Origin of the sequence: Candidatus Hartigia pinicola (assembly GCA_020541205.1) — a bacterium.
Classification (GTDB): domain Bacteria; phylum Pseudomonadota; class Gammaproteobacteria; order Enterobacterales; family Enterobacteriaceae; genus Hartigia; species Hartigia pinicola.
In genome coordinates this window covers 432,254-452,747 of the sequence record CP048208.1, presented here as the reverse complement: position 1 = coordinate 452,747, position 20,494 = coordinate 432,254, and the positions used below count along the sequence as shown (strand labels likewise).

Below are 20,494 nucleotides of genomic sequence, written 5' to 3'. Positions count from 1 at the left end.
GTGAGTAGAATTGATATTGCTTATTGCTCTGATAATAATTATGTTGAATATTTATCTGTATCTCTTATGTCAGTGTTATTAAACAATTTAAAAAATACTATATATTTTCATATTTTTCTTTTTAAGATATCAAAAGAAAATTTAGAAAAATTAAAAAAAATTGATGCAAATATCCTTTTTTATCATATAAATGATGACGTAATGAAAAAATATAATAGAAATTATATCATAAAACATTTAAATATGTCAACTTATATAAAATTAATAGTTCCACGAATGCTGTATGGTAGAGTGGAAAAAATAATTTACTTAGATATCGATACGTTATGTTTTTCTGATTTATCAGAGATAGATAATATAAATATTGTTCATTATATTTGCGCTGTTTCTTCAGATACCAAAAATAATATAGATACTAAAAATACTGCTCGATTGGGATTAAAGCGAAAATTTTATTTTAATGCCGGTGTCTTATATATTAACATTAAAAATTGGATAGACTTTGATGTTGAAAACAAGATCAACAATCTTATTAGTCACTCTTGGGAATCGCTTACTTATTATGAACAAGATGCGTTAAATAAAATTCTTGAGGATAATATTATCATAATGAATAATTCATGGAATTATTTATATACATGGATGAACTTTCATGAAAAAGAAAACTATTTTTATTCAAAATTATCAATACCAAAAATTATCCATTTTACTGGAAGTAGAAAACCCTGGTATAAAGAACATAAGTGTCTATCCCAAAATCTTTTTATTTTTTATAAACATTTTACTCCATGGAACAATACAAAATTGCGCAGTTATACCCCTAAAGTAAAAAATAGTGATAATAGAGTGTATTGTCGTGAAGAATGTTATAATAAAAACTATCTATTAGCTTTAAAATTTTATTTAAAATATTTAAAAACAAAGCTTAAGCTATAATTAATAAATGAATATTAAAATATAAAAATTATCTGTAACACTGAAAATTAATAAAATTTCTTATTTTAAATAAAATATAAACAATATAACTGATAAAACTAGCATAGTATTTTTTTTGTAATCTCTTATGAGAAAATTTCTTTTTTTGTTGTATAGATGTACTAGCTTTTTCTAAAGGAACAGTCGACCATTGTGAGTTTTGATATATTTCCCTAAAAAATTTTATAGACGGATAATTCACCCAATCGTACCAAGGTTTGGAGATACCAACATAATGAATAAGTTTAACTTCATCAGTGATTTTATCTTTATAAGCATAAATATTCTTACTTTTTATTTCACTATCTATTTCATAGAAACAATTATAATTTTTATTTAAGTAAAGAATTTTATTTCTAGTGATAATATTTAAAATATCTTGATCTGGAAATAAAGATTGATTTTTTGTATCATGTAGTAAATTAAAAAAGTTTAAAGTTAACTGATCTTTTTTCCAGTTTTTTAAATTAGCTAACATAACACCAGAATTAAAATATTTAGCGTCAGTGACTATTGCAAATGTTTTTGCTCGAATTTGTAAGCTTTCTAAATCAGAGACTGCAGCAATGTAATATTCATTTAAATCTAAAACAGATAGTGTAGATAGATCACCTTTACAAATAATATCTGCATCTAAATAAAGCGCAGTATTATATTTGAAAGATAAAATATCAAATCCTATAATTCTATAATATGTAGCATATGGCCAACGCTCTGTTACAGGTAAAAATGATAAATTAGTATTATCTATTAGATAAATTGAAACAGTTTGTTGATATAACTTTGATGTTTGTTCTAATTTATTTAGATTCTGATGAGAAATTTTTTCAATAAAAAAATGAAAATTTAATGGCATATCGAGATTATTTTTAATAATTGATTCCATTGAAACAACTGCACCAAGTAAAAAATTTTCTGTAATCCCATAAATTATATTAAATTTTTCTAATTTATTGTCACTGTAATCATATGTAAAATGGTGAGATAATATTTTCAAATTCTTAAAAAACATATTCTTTACCTTACTTACTGGAAGAATAAGTATACAATTATTATCTATCATAACATTTTAAAAAAATACATGATATTTTAATTGATGTTTTAATATGCATTTTGAAAATCTATGATAAAATTAGTAAAGATTAAACTGCTCAAAGAAAAATAAAATCTCATCTCGTTTTTAATAACATTTAATATATCATTATAAGCAATAATTATTTATATTAACTAGTATTAAAAGAATAAATATTTATCGTATTAAATACTGTCAAGTTTTATCATTAAGATGAATATATTATATTAGAAATAAAAAGTTTTGTTATTATTTAGTTGATATATCTATTACAACCTTATACAGATTCAATCCAAACATCACCCTAAAACATAATTATATTCATATCTTTCAAAATTTCAAAGTATTTACTTTAGTATTATCCTAAAAATCATTATTTTAATACACTGAAGCCTGTGTAACGTTCTGATAAACTAGTACTAAAGTTCCTGAACTCAGTAGAAAATAGATAATAAATATATTGTTAGTTTAGTAAATGTTGATGCTCATACAGCGTCATGTTGTAGCTCTTTTGATTTTAACATTCTAAGCTTATTATATAGAGATAAAATTGTTACAGCATTTAATAAAATAAGACGATATAATATTATAAATTTTTGTACTGCTAAATAAATAATAAGATTATTATTTAATAAATATTTATATACGCTAAAATAACGATGCTTGACTCATATATACAATTTTATAAAATATATTAAATATTTTCCACTAAATAATATTTTACCTTGAGTACTAAAACTAGCTTGTTAATTTTTTACTTTATATTTTATTTAATTTTTTTAACATCGCTTCAGAAACAATTTGTGGTAAAAAAGAAGACGTATTACCATCATACAGTGCGATATCTTTTATTAATGATGAAGAAATAAAAGAAAGACCCTGAGAAGGGAGTAAAAATACAGTTTCAAGATCAGGAACAAAATATCTATTTACTTCAGCAAACTGTGACTCATACTCGAAATCTAACACAGAACGAATACCTCGAATTAAAATATTTACACCATTTTTCTGTGCAAAATTAGCTATTAACTCAGAAAAGCCGACCACTTTAACATTTTCTAAATGTTTAGTCACCGTCTGTGCAAGCTGAATACGCTCATTAATAATAAACATAGGACTTTTACATTGATTATCAGTAATAGCAAGTAATACATGATCAAATATTGCCGCTGCACGAGAAACAATATCAATATGTCCTAAAGTAATTGGATCAAACGTTCCAGGATAAATAGCTTTATGTGTCATAATAATGATATCTCACATTTATATATATTTATTAAAAATAAAATCAAATATACTTTCTGTAGAAACCTATTCAATATTTTTCATATATACTAAAATAAAAATACTACATTAAAAAATAACGTATATTATTCAATATATTTATCATGATTCTTCGATATATTTAGATATTTTTTCTTCACTTAATGTGGATTTAACAAAAACACTTATAAATTCAATAAAATGCATAAAATGTAATACATTTTATTTTCTTCATCACTTTCTTAGTATAAGATATATATCATCGATATATTATCAACTATGTTCACCGTACTTAACTTATACTTTCTCAATGCAAGAAAGTAATTGTTATATAGGCTAAAACTAGTAACGTGATTTTTGTCTAGTGATTAGTTGTTTCCACTGAAATTAAATAAGATCAAGCTTGGGAATTTAAAAATCAGCATTGTTTAATATTAGACAGTTTTTTACTCGAATCATAGTCTTTTATGATTCGTTTCCATATTCTTTACGTTATTAGTGATTCACTCATAACTAAAGTTATTTAAACACTCTTACTAATTCTGAGTAAAATCTAATGCCAACTACATTTTTAAGACTGTTTTGAAATAATTGTCATTTTTTCTAATAATTTATCTTGATAAAATTTAACATAAAATATAAAAATTTTTTAGAAACTCCTAAAGATACTTTATTCAAAACTAATTTTAAAATCTTCAATCATGCATACAACACCTACGCATATTAATTTTATAGGTAAATATAATAAAACTATTTAATTGCTTGATATTTTTTTCACTAACATAATAATTTTAAAATTTAATTTTCCAATAAAATATATAAAAATTACTCTTAAAAATTTTTAATAACTATTAAATCTTTAGAAATATAAAAAATAATAAAATTAATAGATCATTTGGATTATAGTTTAACTATATAACTAAGAGAAATAAATAAAATTAATAGAAGTATAAAAAAATGAAGATAAAGCTTTCTTTGAAACTAAACTATAATATAAAAAATGACATGAATTAAACTGAAAGACTTTCTTGCATATATTATTAGAGTTAAAATGTATCTCTCATTATATTTAGAAAATATGCTTTTGAAAACTCCAAGGCTAAACTAATAATATACTCCTTGTAGTATTCTTTGATATAACTTCTCAGTAGTTTTCACATAACAATCAAGATTAACATTAGTGGTATTATCGTTATAGATAAAATTCTTTTTCTCAAAAGCAACTTTAAATTCTATTGCTGCACACTTAAAAAAATATAAAAATAAAAATTTAGAATTTTTTAAAATAAAATCACTAAAGCATTATTATATCTTGCACAAGTAATTTTTAATTTTTCTGTAAGTCACATAAAAATCATAGCATTATTTTTACTACGATAGATTTATTTTATAATGTTTGATTAAGCCAGTATATAAGTTTTAATGACATATTTTCAATATAATGCCTAACTAAATACAATCTAGACATGAATTAAAATCAATACACGTGTACATGTCAAAAGTTAAAAATAAAAAACATAGTATGAACATTAAGAATGTTATCAATATTTTTAATGCTTTTCAACAAAGAATCAAATGCTATTCATTACATACTATAATAATTATATTATTATAAAAACACTAGAACTAAACAATAATTATTAGTAATATTTATGTGAAATCTCTAAAAATAGTATTTAGAATGAATTCTAATTTTGTCTTTGTTAATTTTGTCTTTTCTGAAATATTTTTTGCATCTAATAATTTTTTAATAGTATAAACTCATTCAGTCTTATTTATAAACTTGTTAGACAATACATATAGCATTGATTAAGTCCATAAAATATGAAATTAATAGTGTATCTTATAAATTTCATAATAATTACTTTTTAATCAATAACATGAATGATCCGTTATAATTACTGAATAAATATTAAATCTTAGCACTTAGTATGTTACTCTCTATCATATTTTTACTAAAAAATTGTAAAATCGATTAATTAAATGTGGATATCACTAATTTTCACGCTTCTCATGAAATCGAAATTTTCGCCTGACTTAATACACTCTAAGCTCTACTTTTTATAGAAAGCGAATCATGGAAAAATTTCACTTACTGGAATTATATAGTGCATTATTTTAATACTGAGTTTTAAATAAATAACTATGCCTAAAAACATATAAGTTAATTACACAACACAACTGTAACTATTAAAATAATCAGTAAATAAAATATTATTCAATTTTTTAATAACTTATTAAAATAAACTTAATTATTTTAATCATTAACATTTCTAAAATTATATTAAAGATAATTTAGTAAGTATTTACATCTTTTAATTTACTTATCTAAAATAATATTTTCTAATTCAGATATATCACTAACACAGGAACATAGAATGTTAACATAATGTCGCTTGAATCATATCGATATATGTATCATGTACCTAAATATTTACTAATACTAAATGATTAGCAGTAAAATATATAGATTGTTTTTAATGTTTTTAAAATTTTATTAAAGCTTACTTATCCATAAAGAAAAACATTTCTTTTAGTAGTTATAACCTTATAAATATTTTTACTTTCACTACAATAAAGAAAATAACAAATTCTTATCTAATATTAAAAAATAAAATATTCTACTATTTTAAATTGTTAGCATACAGCTACAACTAACTTAAACAATAAATAATTAATGAATAACATATCTATTTTTTGTTTATTTTAAAATATTGACTCTAAAATTAAATCTTTTAAAATGTAGCAAGTAAACTGTTTTGATTTACAATTAATCATCTCTAAAATTGATTAATTAATAAAGTTCAAAAATATTAGTCTATCATACAAAAATATGAAGTACAAGAATATACGATGTAATTTTTCATAAACTGATTTTAGTATAGAATAAAACAATAATTAAAACATAAAATGACCAGAAGTGATATATCTTGTCTTCATTAATTTTTCTAGTAATTTTATCTAAATTAACATCACTGTTCTGATAACGTTCAATCATTAATAACTAATCATATAGAATATACTAGTGTTTTAATAAAAATTTGTAAATACAGCGCTATATATTCCTGTAAAAGACAAATTTTTAAGCTTATGCTACATAAGTAACATCGTGAATTTCCTAAGATTACATATTATCGTATTATTAATTCATCTCAGTTTTTTTGCACTTCCGTCTCTCTCACTTACAAGAAATTTTCAATTATTATAAATTCGTTAGAGTATACATAGATCAATTACTGATGATATTGACGAGAAAAACAAGAAACCGCATTAACACATGCACCTACATGTTCAGGTGAGATATTTTGATGAATGCCATGACCTAAGTTAAAAACGTGTCCACTTCCATGGCCAAAACTAGAAAGAATATTTTTCACTTCTTCTTCTATACGTTGGATGGGTGCATAAAGTATAGAAGGATCCATATTACCTTGTAAAGCAACTTTATCACCCACACGACGACGTGCATCCGCAATTTCTGTTGTCCAATCCACACCCAAAGCATCGCAGCCTGTTTCAGCCATTTTTTCTAACCACTGACCACCACCCTTAGTGAATAAAGTGATAGGAATACAATATCCATCATTTTCACGGATCAGGCTATCAACTATGTTATGCATATAATATAGAGAAAATTGAAGATAATCACGATATGTAAGCACACCACCCCAAGTATCAAAAATTATAAGAGACTGAGCTCCCGCACGAATTTGTGCATTCAAATATAAAATTATACTATCTGCAAGTTTATCTAGCAACAGATGTAAAGCATGTGGATCTTCATACATCATGTTTTTAATTTTTGTAAATGCTTTACTGCTTCCACCTTCAACCATATAAGTTGCAAGAGTCCATGGACTCCCAGAAAAACCAATAAGAGGAACATCACCATTAAGTGCTTTTCGAGTAGCTTTCACTGCATCTATTACATAACCTAAATCTATTTCTGGATCAGGGATTGAAATATTTTTTACATCATTCAAACTAGTTACTGGGTTTTTAAAACAAGGACCTTTATTTGTATCAAAATACAAACCAAGTCCCATAGCATCAGGAATGGTTAAAATATCAGAGAATAAAATTGCAGCGTCCAAATGAAAGCGACGTAAAGGCTGAAGAGTTACTTCGCAGACACATTCAATATTTTTACACAGAGAAAGAAAATCACTAAATTGTGCACGTATAACCTTATATTCAGGTAAATAACGCCCTGCTTGACGCATCATCCATACAGGGGTAACGTCTACCGGTTTACGCAATAAAGCACTGAGATAACGATGATTTTTTAACTCAATCATTTTGACTCCATTATTAGTAATGGCGATTGTATATAGTTAAATTTTTATTATAATATATTAAAAGTGATGACGTTAACGCCTATACAATTTATAAATTTAATTATTTTAAAAATTAACTTACATTGCGCTGCTATGAAGTACACTTATAAATAACAGCTATTTTTACTAAAAGTATCATATATTTAATATAGATATTTATACTTAACACATACGTATATAATATTAATAAAGCGAGTGAACACTAATAATGTTTATTCAAATTTATATAAAAATCTATCACTGTTACTACAAGAAACACAAATTTAATAACGCTATATAAGAAACGAGCACACTTTTATAGTTTAAAAAAATAATAAATAATCTTTTATAAGAATACGCTATTATATTAAACGTAATCTTTAAAGAATTCACTTATTCTTTGAGAATTTTCTAATTCTATTACTACAAAAACTCACTGAATATATTCTTAGGTTAAACACTAAACTCAATTATTTACTTAGTTTGCACTGCTACTCAAATCCATGAAGATTTCTTTCTGATTTGATTAGATAAATTTGAAATTCATCCAATCAGTACAGTCTAGCGCGTCTAATACAATTAACTGTTTAATAAAAACAATGTTATTTTAAGATATTGGTAAATTTTTTATTTCGACTATTGTCAACTAGAAAGAAAGATTTTAATACTATAAATTTATGAAAATTTTTCTATTTATATTATAATAATTTCAATTATATTAGTTAATATCAAACTTCAGTATTAAGTATAAATACACTCATTAACACTTCTAAAATTTTAATCTTTATAATATTAATTCGAACTATTTACGGAAAGAATCTTCTTTAACATTTTAACTAAAAATATAATATGAATTATAAAAATAGCAAATAATAGTTTTAGCTAATTATATTAAATAAATAACAACAAAATATATATTACAATTTTATCGAAGAATATAATACAGTCAAGCAGAACGTTAATATTTGTATAAAACGATATAATAACAATAAAATCAATATCAGTTTGTGATCAAAAAACTTCATCTCAGTAAATTTCAGAATATGCCTGTAAGAATAGACTAATCTGACAATTTTTTTGACAAGAGGAAAGAAGACATAAACTTCTTCAATATTACGACACAGGGAAAGACTAAAACGCAACTAGTTTTCTAATATCTTTAAAACATAAAGAGTAAGTCTACAATTATATTCACCTTACTTTAAGGATTGTCATGAGAAATTTTATAACCCTAAAGAAAAATCTTTAAAAATTGAATATAATCCGATAGAAATTTCGTGTAATATAATTTATGAAAATTTCAAAAACGACAACCTTGATGATGAAGAATATAATTCTTCTACAGAATAATCCCCAAAACAACCTACATAAGCTGAATATTATTTCTAAACATCTCAAATACTATCACTTCTTTAAAGTGATAGTTATTAAAAATATGAAAATCTAGCTCTCACATTATCACCTACTTAATATACTTAAGTATAATATTATTAAATTAAATATATATTAGTTAACGATTACTGTACAGCTTATCTAAGCAACAAAGTGAAAATTCTTATAGAAAAAAATCAACGCTTATTGAATATTAAAAACAATTACTAATATTAACTACAAGAAAATATACTTTCTAACTACAGTAATTTAAAACATAAAATATATATTATGTATTATATTATCCACCATGAATTGAAAATGTATGTTATTATCACATATGAAGGTCACTAACTCAGTCTCAGAAAATCTAGCAATGTCTAGCAAATTATCGTAGTGATTTTCTTGTTAGTATCTATATGAATAAAAATATTTTAGTATTGTATTATAAAAACATGATATTGCGAATATATACACTGAAAATTTATTGAATTTAAAAAACTAACTAAAATATAAGCAATAAAAAATTAATTGAGTAAAAATTTTTTTTACATACTCAATAATATATATTAATTAATACTACTTCAATAGCGTTGTCAATAAAAAACGTTAATTATTTTCTGAGCTAATAATAAACATTAATAATTAATATGAATCATCAATTAGTTAAGTGTCTTTAATAATATTATTTAATATAATACATAACTATTTATTAAAAGATATAATTCGATTTTTTTCTAAATCCGTCTGTATAAATAACTTTTTTCAGTACTAATGTATTAGTACTATGTTTAACGACATATCACACAAATAATATCAAGATTTATCATTGTCTATGCTATCTCTTTAGAAAATTACAAAAAAAGAAGACAAAATAATAATTTAAACAATCCATCGATCTCTACAATATAATTGCATTCACTAAATATTAGGTAAGTATGTTTATACCTAAAGATAATTATAATATTCTCTTTAGGTATATAAAACATTAAACATTCTTTCTTATCATAATTTAGTAAAATAAAATAAAAAAACCGCTATCTTAATAAAATTGAAAGCGGTCTTTTCTTTATATATTTAATATTAAATTAAATTATACGATTAATATATGTCATCACACGTTATGATTAGAATTACGGAAACGTGAAGATGTCGCATTGTTTTCTTCATAACGACGACGTGAAGAACCTATATGAGTACGATCACGATTTCCAGCATGATGATTTTTAACGACGTTATCACGATTAGAATCGCTCTTACACCCTAAATGCAAACTATTTTCTCTTCTAACTGCGCGATATGAATCAGCACGATTCTCACGACGTTTGAATGATTGTGCATCACCAATCAATTGTATTTGTATAAGTTTATTTAGAATACGAGCACGACTTAAATGTATTAACATCTCAGTTGAGATGCCTTTAGGTAATTCAATTGTTGAGTAATTACTAAACAGTTTAATATTACCAATATAACGACTACTAATATCAGCTTCATTAGCAACTGCACCAACAATATGACGAACTTCCACTCCATCATCTCGACCGATTTCAATACGATACACATCCATGTTGCTAACATCACGACGCTGGCTACGACCACCTCGCTCTGCGCATTCAAAAACATTGCCATTACTATTAAAGTCACGACGACTGTCACGATGATGTTTATCGCGATTATGTAATTCACGACGTGGCACATCTGGTGATAAAATAAGCGCACGCTCACCTTGAACTATTTTTAGTAATGCAGCTGCTAATGTCTCCATATCAATATCTTCTGATGGAGATAATTTTTTTAATAGTTCACGGTATTGATCTAAATCACTATTTTCAAATTGCTTTTGAATTTTCTCAGAAAATTTTGCTTGACGACGTTCACTTAACAATTTAGCATCTGGAAGTTCAACTTCAGGAATAGTAAGTTTCATTATGCGCTCAACGTTACGAAGAAGACGACGTTCGCGATGCTCAACAAACAGTAAAGCACGGCCAGCACGGCCAGCACGGCCAGTTCGACCAATACGGTGTATGTAAGATTCTGCATCCATTGGGATATCATAGTTTACGACTAAACTAATACGTTCAACATCAAGACCTCGAGCAGCAACATCAGTTGCAATTAAAATATCTAACCGACCATTTTTTAAACGTTCTAAAGTTTGCTCACGTAAAGCTTGATTCATATCACCATTTAGTGCTGCACTATTATAACCATTACGTTCAAGAGCTTCAGCTACTTCCAGTGTTGCGTTTTTAGTACGTACAAAAATAATTGCAGCATCAAAATCTTCTACCTCTAAAAAACGAACTAATGCGTCATTTTTACGCATACCATACACAGTCCAGTAGCTTTGAGAAATATCTGGACGTGTCTTAATGCTAGCCTGAATACGAATTTCTTGTGGTGTATCCATAAAGCGACGTGTAATACGTCGAATTGGTTCTGGCATTGTTGCTGAAAACAAAGCTGTTTGATGCTTTACTGGGATTTGACTCATAATATTTTCTACATCTTCAATGAAGCCCATCCTAAGCATTTCATCTGCTTCATCTAATACTAAACTTTTTAGTTTCGAAAGATCTAGAGTACCACGTTTTAAATGATCAAGAAGACGACCTGGGGTACCTACAACAATTTGAGGTCCTTGTCGTAATGTACGTAATTGTATATCATAACGTTGCCCGCCATACAGAGCAACGACGTTGACACGAGTCATATGTTTAGAAAAATCACTCATTGCTTCAGCAACTTGGACAGCTAACTCACGAGTTGGTGCTAGAACTAAAATTTGCGGAGCTTTTAAATTTGGATTAATATTGTGCAATAATGGCAAACCAAATGCAGCTGTTTTACCACTACCTGTTTGTGCCATACCCAATAAATCAGAACCATTTAACAACAATGGAATACATTGTTTTTGGATCGGAGAAGGTTTTTTATACTTTAGATTATTTAAAGCAGTTAAAATAGACGCTGATAAACCTAAATCAGCGAAAGATATATCAGTTTCGGTGGTCATGTAAAGGTGTCTCATACTTAATAACGGCCAGTTTATATAACCGTTTTAAATATATTTCGGTCATTTTTATTTAAAAATGTGAACTGGCTCAAATGGTTTGATTAAACGAATAAAGTAGCAGTCATCATAAAAGTATAATAACTTAAAAATAATACTGCAATATTCGTCAGTTGTTGCTGGCCAGATTCTAGAATGTCATTTTGTGCTTAGCCTAATAGTGCTGGTTTCAACAATGCATAACAGCGTTCAATCAAGCTATAAACATTGTTAGCAACAGTTAATATAAATAACATAATTGCTCTGTCCTTATCTCCTACGCTTAAAATACTTACCTAAATAGAAATGAGTTTTACTAAGACGCTCAGTAAGTAACGTCTTATCATCCATATCAGTTTCTTTTAAGTACTTCATCAATGTGCCTTATTGATTTTCATAAGGTCAAACTCTACAATATCCCAGTCTTATTGTCTTTCTTTCGCATCTTGATAATGAATAACAAAATGTTTTGCGCTACGCACAAGTCTGTATCTTTTTTTAAGAACATCAAGATATAGTGTACGAAAAAAATCATTTAGAATCTAAATAATCATGCACCAGCAAGCTATCCTACATAAATTTGTAGCGGCTACTATAATATAAAAGCAAGACCGCGGGTTTCATATGCGTAAAATTGAAAATTGAATCAAGAGCTAGTGAAAAATCAAACGCTTTAAAAGTAATATCATAATTCCTATCCTGCATAAAATAAAATGCTAAAAAATAAAATTTTTAGAATATTAGAACGTATAGATAATACAATTACAATTATTACGTGCTAATGTCTTTAAACCACGATGGCATTATACAACACTGCGAGATTATATCAAAGCTGACTATTTTATCATTGCTTCAAGAGCAGTTTGAAATAATCTGTACTATAACGAGTTAATATCACTTCTTATCTATAATGAAGGTTTTAAAAACAATACGCGCATCCTTTTACACTAATCTTTAATAGTGTAGCTGATGATTTATACAATAATAAATATAAAAAGATACAAATAAACATGCTTCAATATACTTTATTTGTTATTATTGATGTTTTTCAAAAAAGCATCTATTACGCCCTAAGTTAATAGGGCGCTATTTAGACTCAATCTATTTTTCTAAAGCCTGCCGCTACAGTAGTGGTCTTTACTGCAATAGTAACGCCCACTTCCTTCATACTGAGACGAATACGACCTTGACGATCGATTTCTAAAACCTTCACAGGAACTTCTTGACCCATTTTCAAATAATCAGTTACTTTCTCAACTCGCTTGTCTGTAATTTGAGAAATATGAACTAAACCTTCTTTCCCGCTACCGATCGCAACAAATGCACCAAAATCTACAATACGAGTCACTCTACCTTCGTAGAGACGACCCACTTCAATTTCTGCGGTAATTTCTTCAATACGACGAATAGCCTTTTTCGCTCTTAGACAATCTATTGCTGCGATTTTCACAGTGCCATCATCTTCAATCTCAATTGTTGTACTAGTTTCTTCGGTTAGAGCACGAATTACTGAACCACCTTTGCCGATCACATCTTTAATTTTATCAGGATTAATACGAATAGTGTAAATACGTGGTGCAAATTCAGAAATCTCTTCACGAGGGCTATGAATTGCTTGTTCCATCGTCGCTAAGATATGCAAACGTGCACTTTTCGCTTGATTCAATGCAACTTGCATAATTTCAGTAGTAATACCTTCAATTTTTATGTCCATTTGAAGTGCACTAATCCCATTACGACTACCGGCAACTTTAAAGTCCATATCACCTAAGTGGTCTTCATCACCTAAAATGTCTGAAAGAACAACAAAATTATTACCTTCTTTAACTAAACCCATTGCAATTCCTGCAACAGCAGCTTTAATTGGCACACCTGCATCCATTAAAGCCAATGACGCGCCACAAACAGAAGCCATTGACGATGAACCATTTGATTCAGTAATTTCTGAAACAACACGAATTGTATATGGGAAGTCAGTATAGTTAGGCATCACAGCTAATACACCACGTTTTGCTAAACGGCCATGACCAATTTCACGACGCTTAGGCGATCCCACCATACCAGTTTCTCCAACAGAGTATGGAGGAAAATTGTAGTGAAACAAAAAACGATCAGTATATTCACCCATTAATTGGTCAATCACCTGAGCATCACGCTCAGTACCCAGTGTTGTTGTGACTAGAGCTTGAGTCTCACCTCGTGTAAACAGAGCAGAGCCATGTGTACGTGGAAGTAGACCAGTACGCACATCAAGTGCACGAATCATATCTTTTTCACGGCCATCAATACGTGGCTCTCCATGAATGACACGTTTACGAACAACTTTCTTTCCTAAATTAGCTAACATATCAGCAATTTCAGAAACATCAACATTTTCATCTTCAGCGACAATTTCTGAAATTATTTCATCTAAAATAATGTTAACTTGCGCATAACGTTCTTGTTTTTCAGTTAAACGATATGCATCACCTATACGGTGTTCTGCTAGCTCAGCAATTTTATCTTGCAAAGCTTGATTCACTGGCTTAGGTCGCCAATCCCATTTTTCTTTACCTGCTTCTTTTGCTAATTTATTAATTTCATTAATTACAACTTGCTGTTCATTGTGACCAAAAACCACTGCACTGAGCATTTGTTCTTCACTTAAAAGTTCAGCCTCTGATTCAACCATTAACACCGCGCTTGCTGTACCAGCAATCACTAAATCTAAGCGACTTACTTTTAGTTCGTTTGTTGTAGGGTTTAGAACATATTGATCATCAATAAAACCAACACGTGCTGCACCAATTGGACCCTTAAAAGGAACCCCGGACAGTGTCAGTGCCGCTGAAGCACCAATCATCGCTACAATATCTGGATTAACTTGTGGGTTAACAGAGACAACTTTTGCGATAATCTGGATTTCATTCCAAAATCTTTCAGGGAAAAGAGGGCGTAATGGGCGATCGATAAGACGTGCTATCAACGTCTCACCTTCACCTGGACGCCCTTCACGACGAAAAAAACTACCTGGAATACGACCTGCTGCGTAAGTACGTTCTTGATAATTAACGGTCAATGGGAAAAAATCCTGCCCATCTTTTACTTTTTTTTGAGCAACCGCAGTAACAAAAACAGCAGTATCATCCATATTCACCATAACAGCTGCCGTTGCCTGACGTGCTATCATGCCTGTTTCAATTGATACGGTGTGTTGACCGTACTGAAATTTGCGAACGATAGGATTTAACAAAATATTACCTTTTAATTTAGGTCACCTGAGATTTTCAGATGTATTGGCTTTCTCTTACTACTAAGACCCGTAGCTCATAAGAAATACTGATATAATCATCCTAAACTCTCCTTATAAGCGATGCGAGTTAATTGTAGCTTGCAGAGGCTGTATTAAATTCTTTTCTCCCTAGAGGAGAAAAGATTGACAATCTTATAATCAAAATTAACTCACTACAGTCCGTTTTTCTTCATAGCGTGAAATAAGTCTCATGTTCTCTATAGAATGAGTGTATATGTTTACAGTGCTTTTGATTACTATTCTTTAACCTCCACTAAACATGAATACCACTTGTGATTCACTAAAAACTAATGTACGTAAGATATCTTAATAACCATAAGAAAAGACAGAGTTTTACAAAATTTTCAATAAAAATAAATGAATATTTTTATTTTAACTGAGTATCTGATCAAAGTGTAATCTGAACATTACTTTAACTCTATATAAATTTCACTAGAAAGGGGCTAATAGCCCCTTTCTAGTGACGCTAATCACATTAACGGCGTAGACCAAGATGTTCTACAAGAGCAGAATAACTTACGATATTTTTACGTTTCAAGTACGTTTGTAGTTTACGACGCTGAGCAACCATACGTAACAAACCACGACGGCTGTGATGATCTTTTGTGTGCTTTAAAAAATGACCTTGTAAATAATTAATTTGTGCAGTTAAAAAAGCAATTTGGACTTCACTAGAACCAGTATCATTTTCATGGCGACCGAGTGCAGTAATAATTTTCGCTTTCTCTTCAATACTTAGAGACATCATCAACTCCAAATACATTATTATTCATGTATTATGTTATATATGTAACGAGAGCCAATCTCTAATTTAGCATCTCAAGGACTAAACAATACTAGTATATGATACTTATAAAAGAAAATCAATTATACAGTTATATTGATTTTTCAGTTTCGACAACTAAACGTCGCGGCACCACCCGTTCATCACTATCAAGAATAGCAACACCTATAAAGCGGTGATCATCACCGCACGTTACTCTAACCATTGTTCCTTCAGATAAGTGAATAGTATCTCCTTTAACAGATTGCCCTTGCTTGAAATAACACGCTACTTCCTCAGTTAAATGTACAACTGGAAAATGAATTACTAAAGTATCAATTGATAATAATAAAGAATCAATCAATAACTCAAAAGATCCTATACCTTCATCAATCTTAGCTCTTAAAAATGCTAAATGATCCAGTGTCACCATGTGTTCATAAAAATAATTTGCAACCTGGATGCGACGTAAATAAATCACATGAGCTCCACAACCTAAACTTTCACCTAAATCATCAATAATTGTCCGAATATAAGTTCCTTTAGAACAGTGAATTTCAAGTTCAAGTTCATTATGCTTCAAAGAAGTACATTCTAACTTATATAAAGTAATAGGACGAGCTTTTCGCTTAATGATAATTTTTTGACGTGCATACTCATATAAAGGTCGACCTTGATGTTTTAATGCTGAGTACATAGAAGGAATTTGTAATGTATCTCCGCGAAAAAAGTTTAAAGCATTATTAAGCTGCGTAGATGTAAAGTTAATGTCACGTTCACTAATAACTTCGCCATAAGCATCTGACGTATCTGTACGCTGGCCTAATCGAGCAACAACACGATAACGCTTATCAGCGTTAAGAAGATATTGAGAAAATTTAGTTGCTTCCCCAAAACAAACTGGTAGCATCCCTGTTGCAAGTGGATCTAAAGCACCCATGTGACCAGCTTTTTTTGCATTGAAAAAATTCCGTACTTTTTGTAACGCATTATTTGAAGAAAGATCCCTAGGTTTATCTAACAGAAAAACGCCGCATATATTACGCGCATTACGACAATGCCTCATTATTTTTCTCTTTATCTTTCACATTTATACGGTGAGTCTCATCAATACGAACAATATTAGAAACTAAATTAGATATATACATACCATCAACTAATGAACTATCGTAAAAAAATGTAAGCTCAGGAATAATACGTAAATGCATTGCTTTACCTAACAAAAAGTGAATTAAACTAGCAGCATTATTCAGAATTTTAATACTATTTTGACTTATCTTATTCTCATTTTCTTCATGAAATGTATTAAGAAAAGTTAAGAAAACTTTTCCGTAAGCCAAATCTTTTGAAAGCTCAACACTAGAAACAGTTGCCATACTAATCCGAAGATCTTTTGCTTTACGCTGCAAAATAATTGCAATTTCTTTTTGAATCTCTTGTGCTACACGCTGAGAACGATTAAATTCTCTTACCATCTCTATATCTCCTGAGAGTTTTAGAAGTGCCTTAATTTATGGATAAATTAAAATACCTATAATGTGTTAATTTTCTTATTGTCTGCATATTTTTTAGCGAATGCTTTGAATCTCGATGAGCATATAACTATTTATACTTCTAGTTGTTGATTTTGAGAAATATTTCGTTTCTGATCTCCATATAACGTGTATTGTTTTAATATATATTAGAATAAATTCAGTACACTTATGAATGAATATAGAAGTAACTATTTATCTATAGAACGTTTGATTTCGATCATTTCAAAAACCTCAATTATATCATCGACACGAATATCATGGTAATTCTTTACACCGATACCACATTCTATGCCACTACGTACTTCATTAACATCGTCTTTAAAACGACGTAATGATTCTAATTCAGATTCATAAATTACCACGTTATCTCGTAGTACACGAATAGGGTTATTACGTTTTATAACACCTTCAATAACCATACAACCAGCAATAGCACCAAATTTTGGTGATTTAAATACATTACGGACGACTGCAAGACCTAGAATGTGCTGTTTGTATTCTGGTGCTAACATACCATTCATTGCTTGTTTTATTTCATCAATTAAACGATAAATTACTGAATAATAACGCAAATCAATACTTTCACTTTCAATAATACGACGAGCAGATGTATCAGCACGAACATTAAAACCAAGCATAATAGCATTTGATGCAGCGGCTAATGTTGCATCAGTTTCCGTCATACCCCCCACTCCCGCACTAATAATTTTTATTTTGACTTCGTCAGTGGAAAGATTTATTAATGCATCAGTAATAGCTTCACAAGTACCTTGAACATCTGTTTTCAATACAATATTTAACTCAGAAACTTTTCCTGCTTCCATATTAGCAAACATATTTTCTAGTTTAGATTTCTGTTGACGAGCTAATTTAAGATCGCGAAACTTACCTTGACGATATAAAGCAACTTCACGTGCTTTTTTTTCATCGCGTACAACAGTCACCTCATCACCCGCCGAAGGAACGTTTGAAAGTCCTAAAATTTCAACAGGAATTGATGGACCAGCAGAATAAACTTCCTTACCTAATTCATTGCGCATCGCACGAATACGACCATATTCAAACCCACATAAAACTATATCCCCTTTATTTAACGTACCCTCTTGCACTAAGATAGTCGCAACAGGACCACGTCCTTTGTCAAGATAAGATTCAACAACAACACCAGTTGCCATGCCCGCATAAACCACTTGCAATTCTAAAAGTTCAGATTGTAACAAAAGAGCATCAAGTAGCTCATCAATACCTGTCCCTTTCTTAGCAGAAACCTCAATAAACTGAGTATCACCACCCCACTCTTCAGAAATAATATTATACTGAGATAATTCATTTTTTATACGATCTAAATCCGCTTCAGCTTTATCTATTTTATTTACAGCAACAATAATTGGTACGTTTGCAGCCTTAGCATGCTGAATTGCTTCAACAGTTTGTGTCATGACACCATCATCAGCTGCGACAACTAAAATAACAATATCTGTTACTCTAGCACCACGAGCACGCATAGATGTAAATGCTGCGTGGCCTGGAGTATCCAAAAAGGTAATCATACCTCTATTGGTTCTTACATGGTATGCACCTATATGTTGAGTAATTCCACCAGCTTCACTAGATGCAACTCTCGTAGAACGAATATAATCCAATAAAGAAGTTTTACCATGATCAACATGACCCATAATAGTTACAACGGGCGCACGAAGTTCTTTAACTTTAGAGCCAACATCACGATCATTCATAACCGCTTCTTCAAGTTCATTTTCACGACGAAGAATAACTCTATGTCCCATTTCTTCTGCAACTAGCTGTGCAGTTTCTTGGTCAATAATTTGATTAATAGTCGCCATAACGCCAATATGCATCATTGTTTTTATAACTTCTGAGCCTTTTACTGCCATTTTATTAGCAAGCTCACCAACAGTGATTGTTTCACTAATAATGACATTACGATTTATTGCTATATCTGGCTTATTAAAACTTTGTTGTAATGCGCTACCTTTACGTTGTTTTCCCTTAAGACGAACGGAACGTCCAACAGCACGTTCTTCTTCTCGATCTGTTTTTTCAGAAAGTTTATTGTTTTTCTTCTGACGAGGTGTTTTAATAATACGATTACGATTACGATTACGATTACGATTACGACGACTTTCTTCTTTTTCGTCGTTGTCATCTTCAGCAGCACGAGCATAGGTAGACGTTGTTGTATGATAATCATTATGTTCTTCAGACTTACTTTCAACACTCCACTGTTCGCTATTTTCTTCTACTATTTTACGTACTTTTTCTGCAAAACGTTTAACTTCAGTTTGCACTTTACTTTGAGTGTCTTTTTCAGCTTTACGTTTTAGAGCCGAAACGTTTATTTCAAGACGCTGTTTTTCTAAAATTTTCTCACTGTTTTTTCGAGACTTTTTATGATTTTCGCTTAATTTCATTTTTTCTTTTTTAGAAATTTCTCGCGTAGCTGCATCAGCTAATTTACTCTGTGTCAGTTTTTCAGATTCGTGTTGTATTTGCTCCTGCGTATTTGTTTGTTCTATATCACGATTTATATAAGTGCGTTTTTTACGAACTTCTACATTTACTGATTTACTCTTACCACCAATAATAGGAACACTTAACGTACTACGCGTTTTACGTTGTAGTATTAACTTATTTGGCTTTACTTCTAAACTACCGTGTTCGCGTTTCAAATAACCGAGCAATATTTCTTTTTCGAACTGACTAACAGAGTCATTTTCATTTTTCTTAATCCCTGCTTCAGCAAATTTCTGTACTAGACGCTGAACTGAAATTTGAATTTCTGCTGCCAATGATTTTATAGTTTCTATCATGCCATTCCTTCCTACCAC

General features: G+C 29.4%; 10 protein-coding genes. 1 reads left to right on the top strand and 9 read right to left on the bottom strand.

Annotation, left to right across the window (positions count from 1 at the left end):
* Window positions 1-936: a glycosyltransferase family 8 protein gene (locus tag GFV14_RS00960; RefSeq protein ID WP_457914481.1), complete on the top strand. Its 936-nt coding sequence runs from the start codon at window positions 1-3 to the stop codon at window positions 934-936.
* A 28-nt stretch (window positions 937-964) separates the two neighbouring features.
* Here GFV14_RS00960 and GFV14_RS00955 read toward each other — a convergent pair whose 3' ends face one another.
* The 9 genes from GFV14_RS00955 to infB form a co-directional block, all read right to left on the bottom strand.
* A complete protein-coding gene (locus GFV14_RS00955) occupies window positions 965-1,987 on the bottom strand; it encodes a glycosyltransferase family 8 protein (protein WP_457914480.1) in 1,023 nt (340 codons plus the stop codon).
* Between the two features lie 819 nt (window positions 1,988-2,806).
* Window positions 2,807-3,292 (bottom strand): pantetheine-phosphate adenylyltransferase, encoded by a 486-nt coding sequence (gene coaD, locus GFV14_RS00950; protein WP_457914479.1) that lies wholly within the window; start codon window positions 3,290-3,292, stop codon window positions 2,807-2,809.
* A gap of 3,251 nt (window positions 3,293-6,543) precedes the next feature.
* On the bottom strand, window positions 6,544-7,608 hold the full coding sequence (gene hemE, locus GFV14_RS00945; protein ID WP_457914478.1) for a uroporphyrinogen decarboxylase: 1,065 nt from the start codon (window positions 7,606-7,608) through the stop codon (window positions 6,544-6,546).
* Between the two features lie 2,503 nt (window positions 7,609-10,111).
* A complete protein-coding gene (locus GFV14_RS00940; RefSeq protein WP_457914477.1) occupies window positions 10,112-12,019 on the bottom strand; it encodes a DEAD/DEAH family ATP-dependent RNA helicase in 1,908 nt (635 codons plus the stop codon).
* A 1,132-nt stretch (window positions 12,020-13,151) separates the two neighbouring features.
* The gene (pnp, locus tag GFV14_RS00935) at window positions 13,152-15,287 is read right to left on the bottom strand and encodes a polyribonucleotide nucleotidyltransferase (protein WP_457914476.1); all 2,136 of its coding nucleotides are present in this window, start codon (window positions 15,285-15,287) and stop codon (window positions 13,152-13,154) included.
* Between the two features lie 535 nt (window positions 15,288-15,822).
* Window positions 15,823-16,092: a 30S ribosomal protein S15 gene (gene rpsO, locus GFV14_RS00930; protein ID WP_457914475.1), complete on the bottom strand. Its 270-nt coding sequence runs from the start codon at window positions 16,090-16,092 to the stop codon at window positions 15,823-15,825.
* 130 nt (window positions 16,093-16,222) lie between these two features.
* Complete coding sequence (truB, locus tag GFV14_RS00925; protein WP_457914474.1) at window positions 16,223-17,176, bottom strand: tRNA pseudouridine(55) synthase TruB; 954 nt, start codon at window positions 17,174-17,176, stop codon at window positions 16,223-16,225.
* Window positions 17,160-17,585 (bottom strand): 30S ribosome-binding factor RbfA, encoded by a 426-nt coding sequence (gene rbfA, locus GFV14_RS00920; RefSeq protein WP_457914473.1) that lies wholly within the window; start codon window positions 17,583-17,585, stop codon window positions 17,160-17,162. Before rbfA ends, truB begins: the two co-directional genes overlap by 17 nt.
* A gap of 248 nt (window positions 17,586-17,833) precedes the next feature.
* Window positions 17,834-20,476 (bottom strand): translation initiation factor IF-2, encoded by a 2,643-nt coding sequence (gene infB / locus GFV14_RS00915; protein WP_457914472.1) that lies wholly within the window; start codon window positions 20,474-20,476, stop codon window positions 17,834-17,836.
* Window positions 20,477-20,494: the final 18 nt, after the last annotated feature.

What these genes read in the sequence shown, in the direction of transcription:
- GFV14_RS00955 (WP_457914480.1), bottom strand. Translation starts at nt 1,987, where the DNA reads ATGTTTTTTAAGAATTTGAAAATATTATCTCACCATTTTACATATGAT.
- coaD (WP_457914479.1), bottom strand. Translation starts at nt 3,292, where the DNA reads ATGACACATAAAGCTATTTATCCTGGAACGTTTGATCCAATTACTTTA.
- hemE (WP_457914478.1), bottom strand. Translation starts at nt 7,608, where the DNA reads ATGATTGAGTTAAAAAATCATCGTTATCTCAGTGCTTTATTGCGTAAA.
- GFV14_RS00940 (WP_457914477.1), bottom strand. Translation starts at nt 12,019, where the DNA reads ATGACCACCGAAACTGATATATCTTTCGCTGATTTAGGTTTATCAGCG.
- rpsO (WP_457914475.1), bottom strand. Translation starts at nt 16,092, where the DNA reads ATGTCTCTAAGTATTGAAGAGAAAGCGAAAATTATTACTGCACTCGGT.
- truB (WP_457914474.1), bottom strand. Translation starts at nt 17,176, where the DNA reads ATGAGGCATTGTCGTAATGCGCGTAATATATGCGGCGTTTTTCTGTTA.
- rbfA (WP_457914473.1), bottom strand. Translation starts at nt 17,585, where the DNA reads ATGGTAAGAGAATTTAATCGTTCTCAGCGTGTAGCACAAGAGATTCAA.
- infB (WP_457914472.1), bottom strand. Translation starts at nt 20,476, where the DNA reads ATGATAGAAACTATAAAATCATTGGCAGCAGAAATTCAAATTTCAGTT.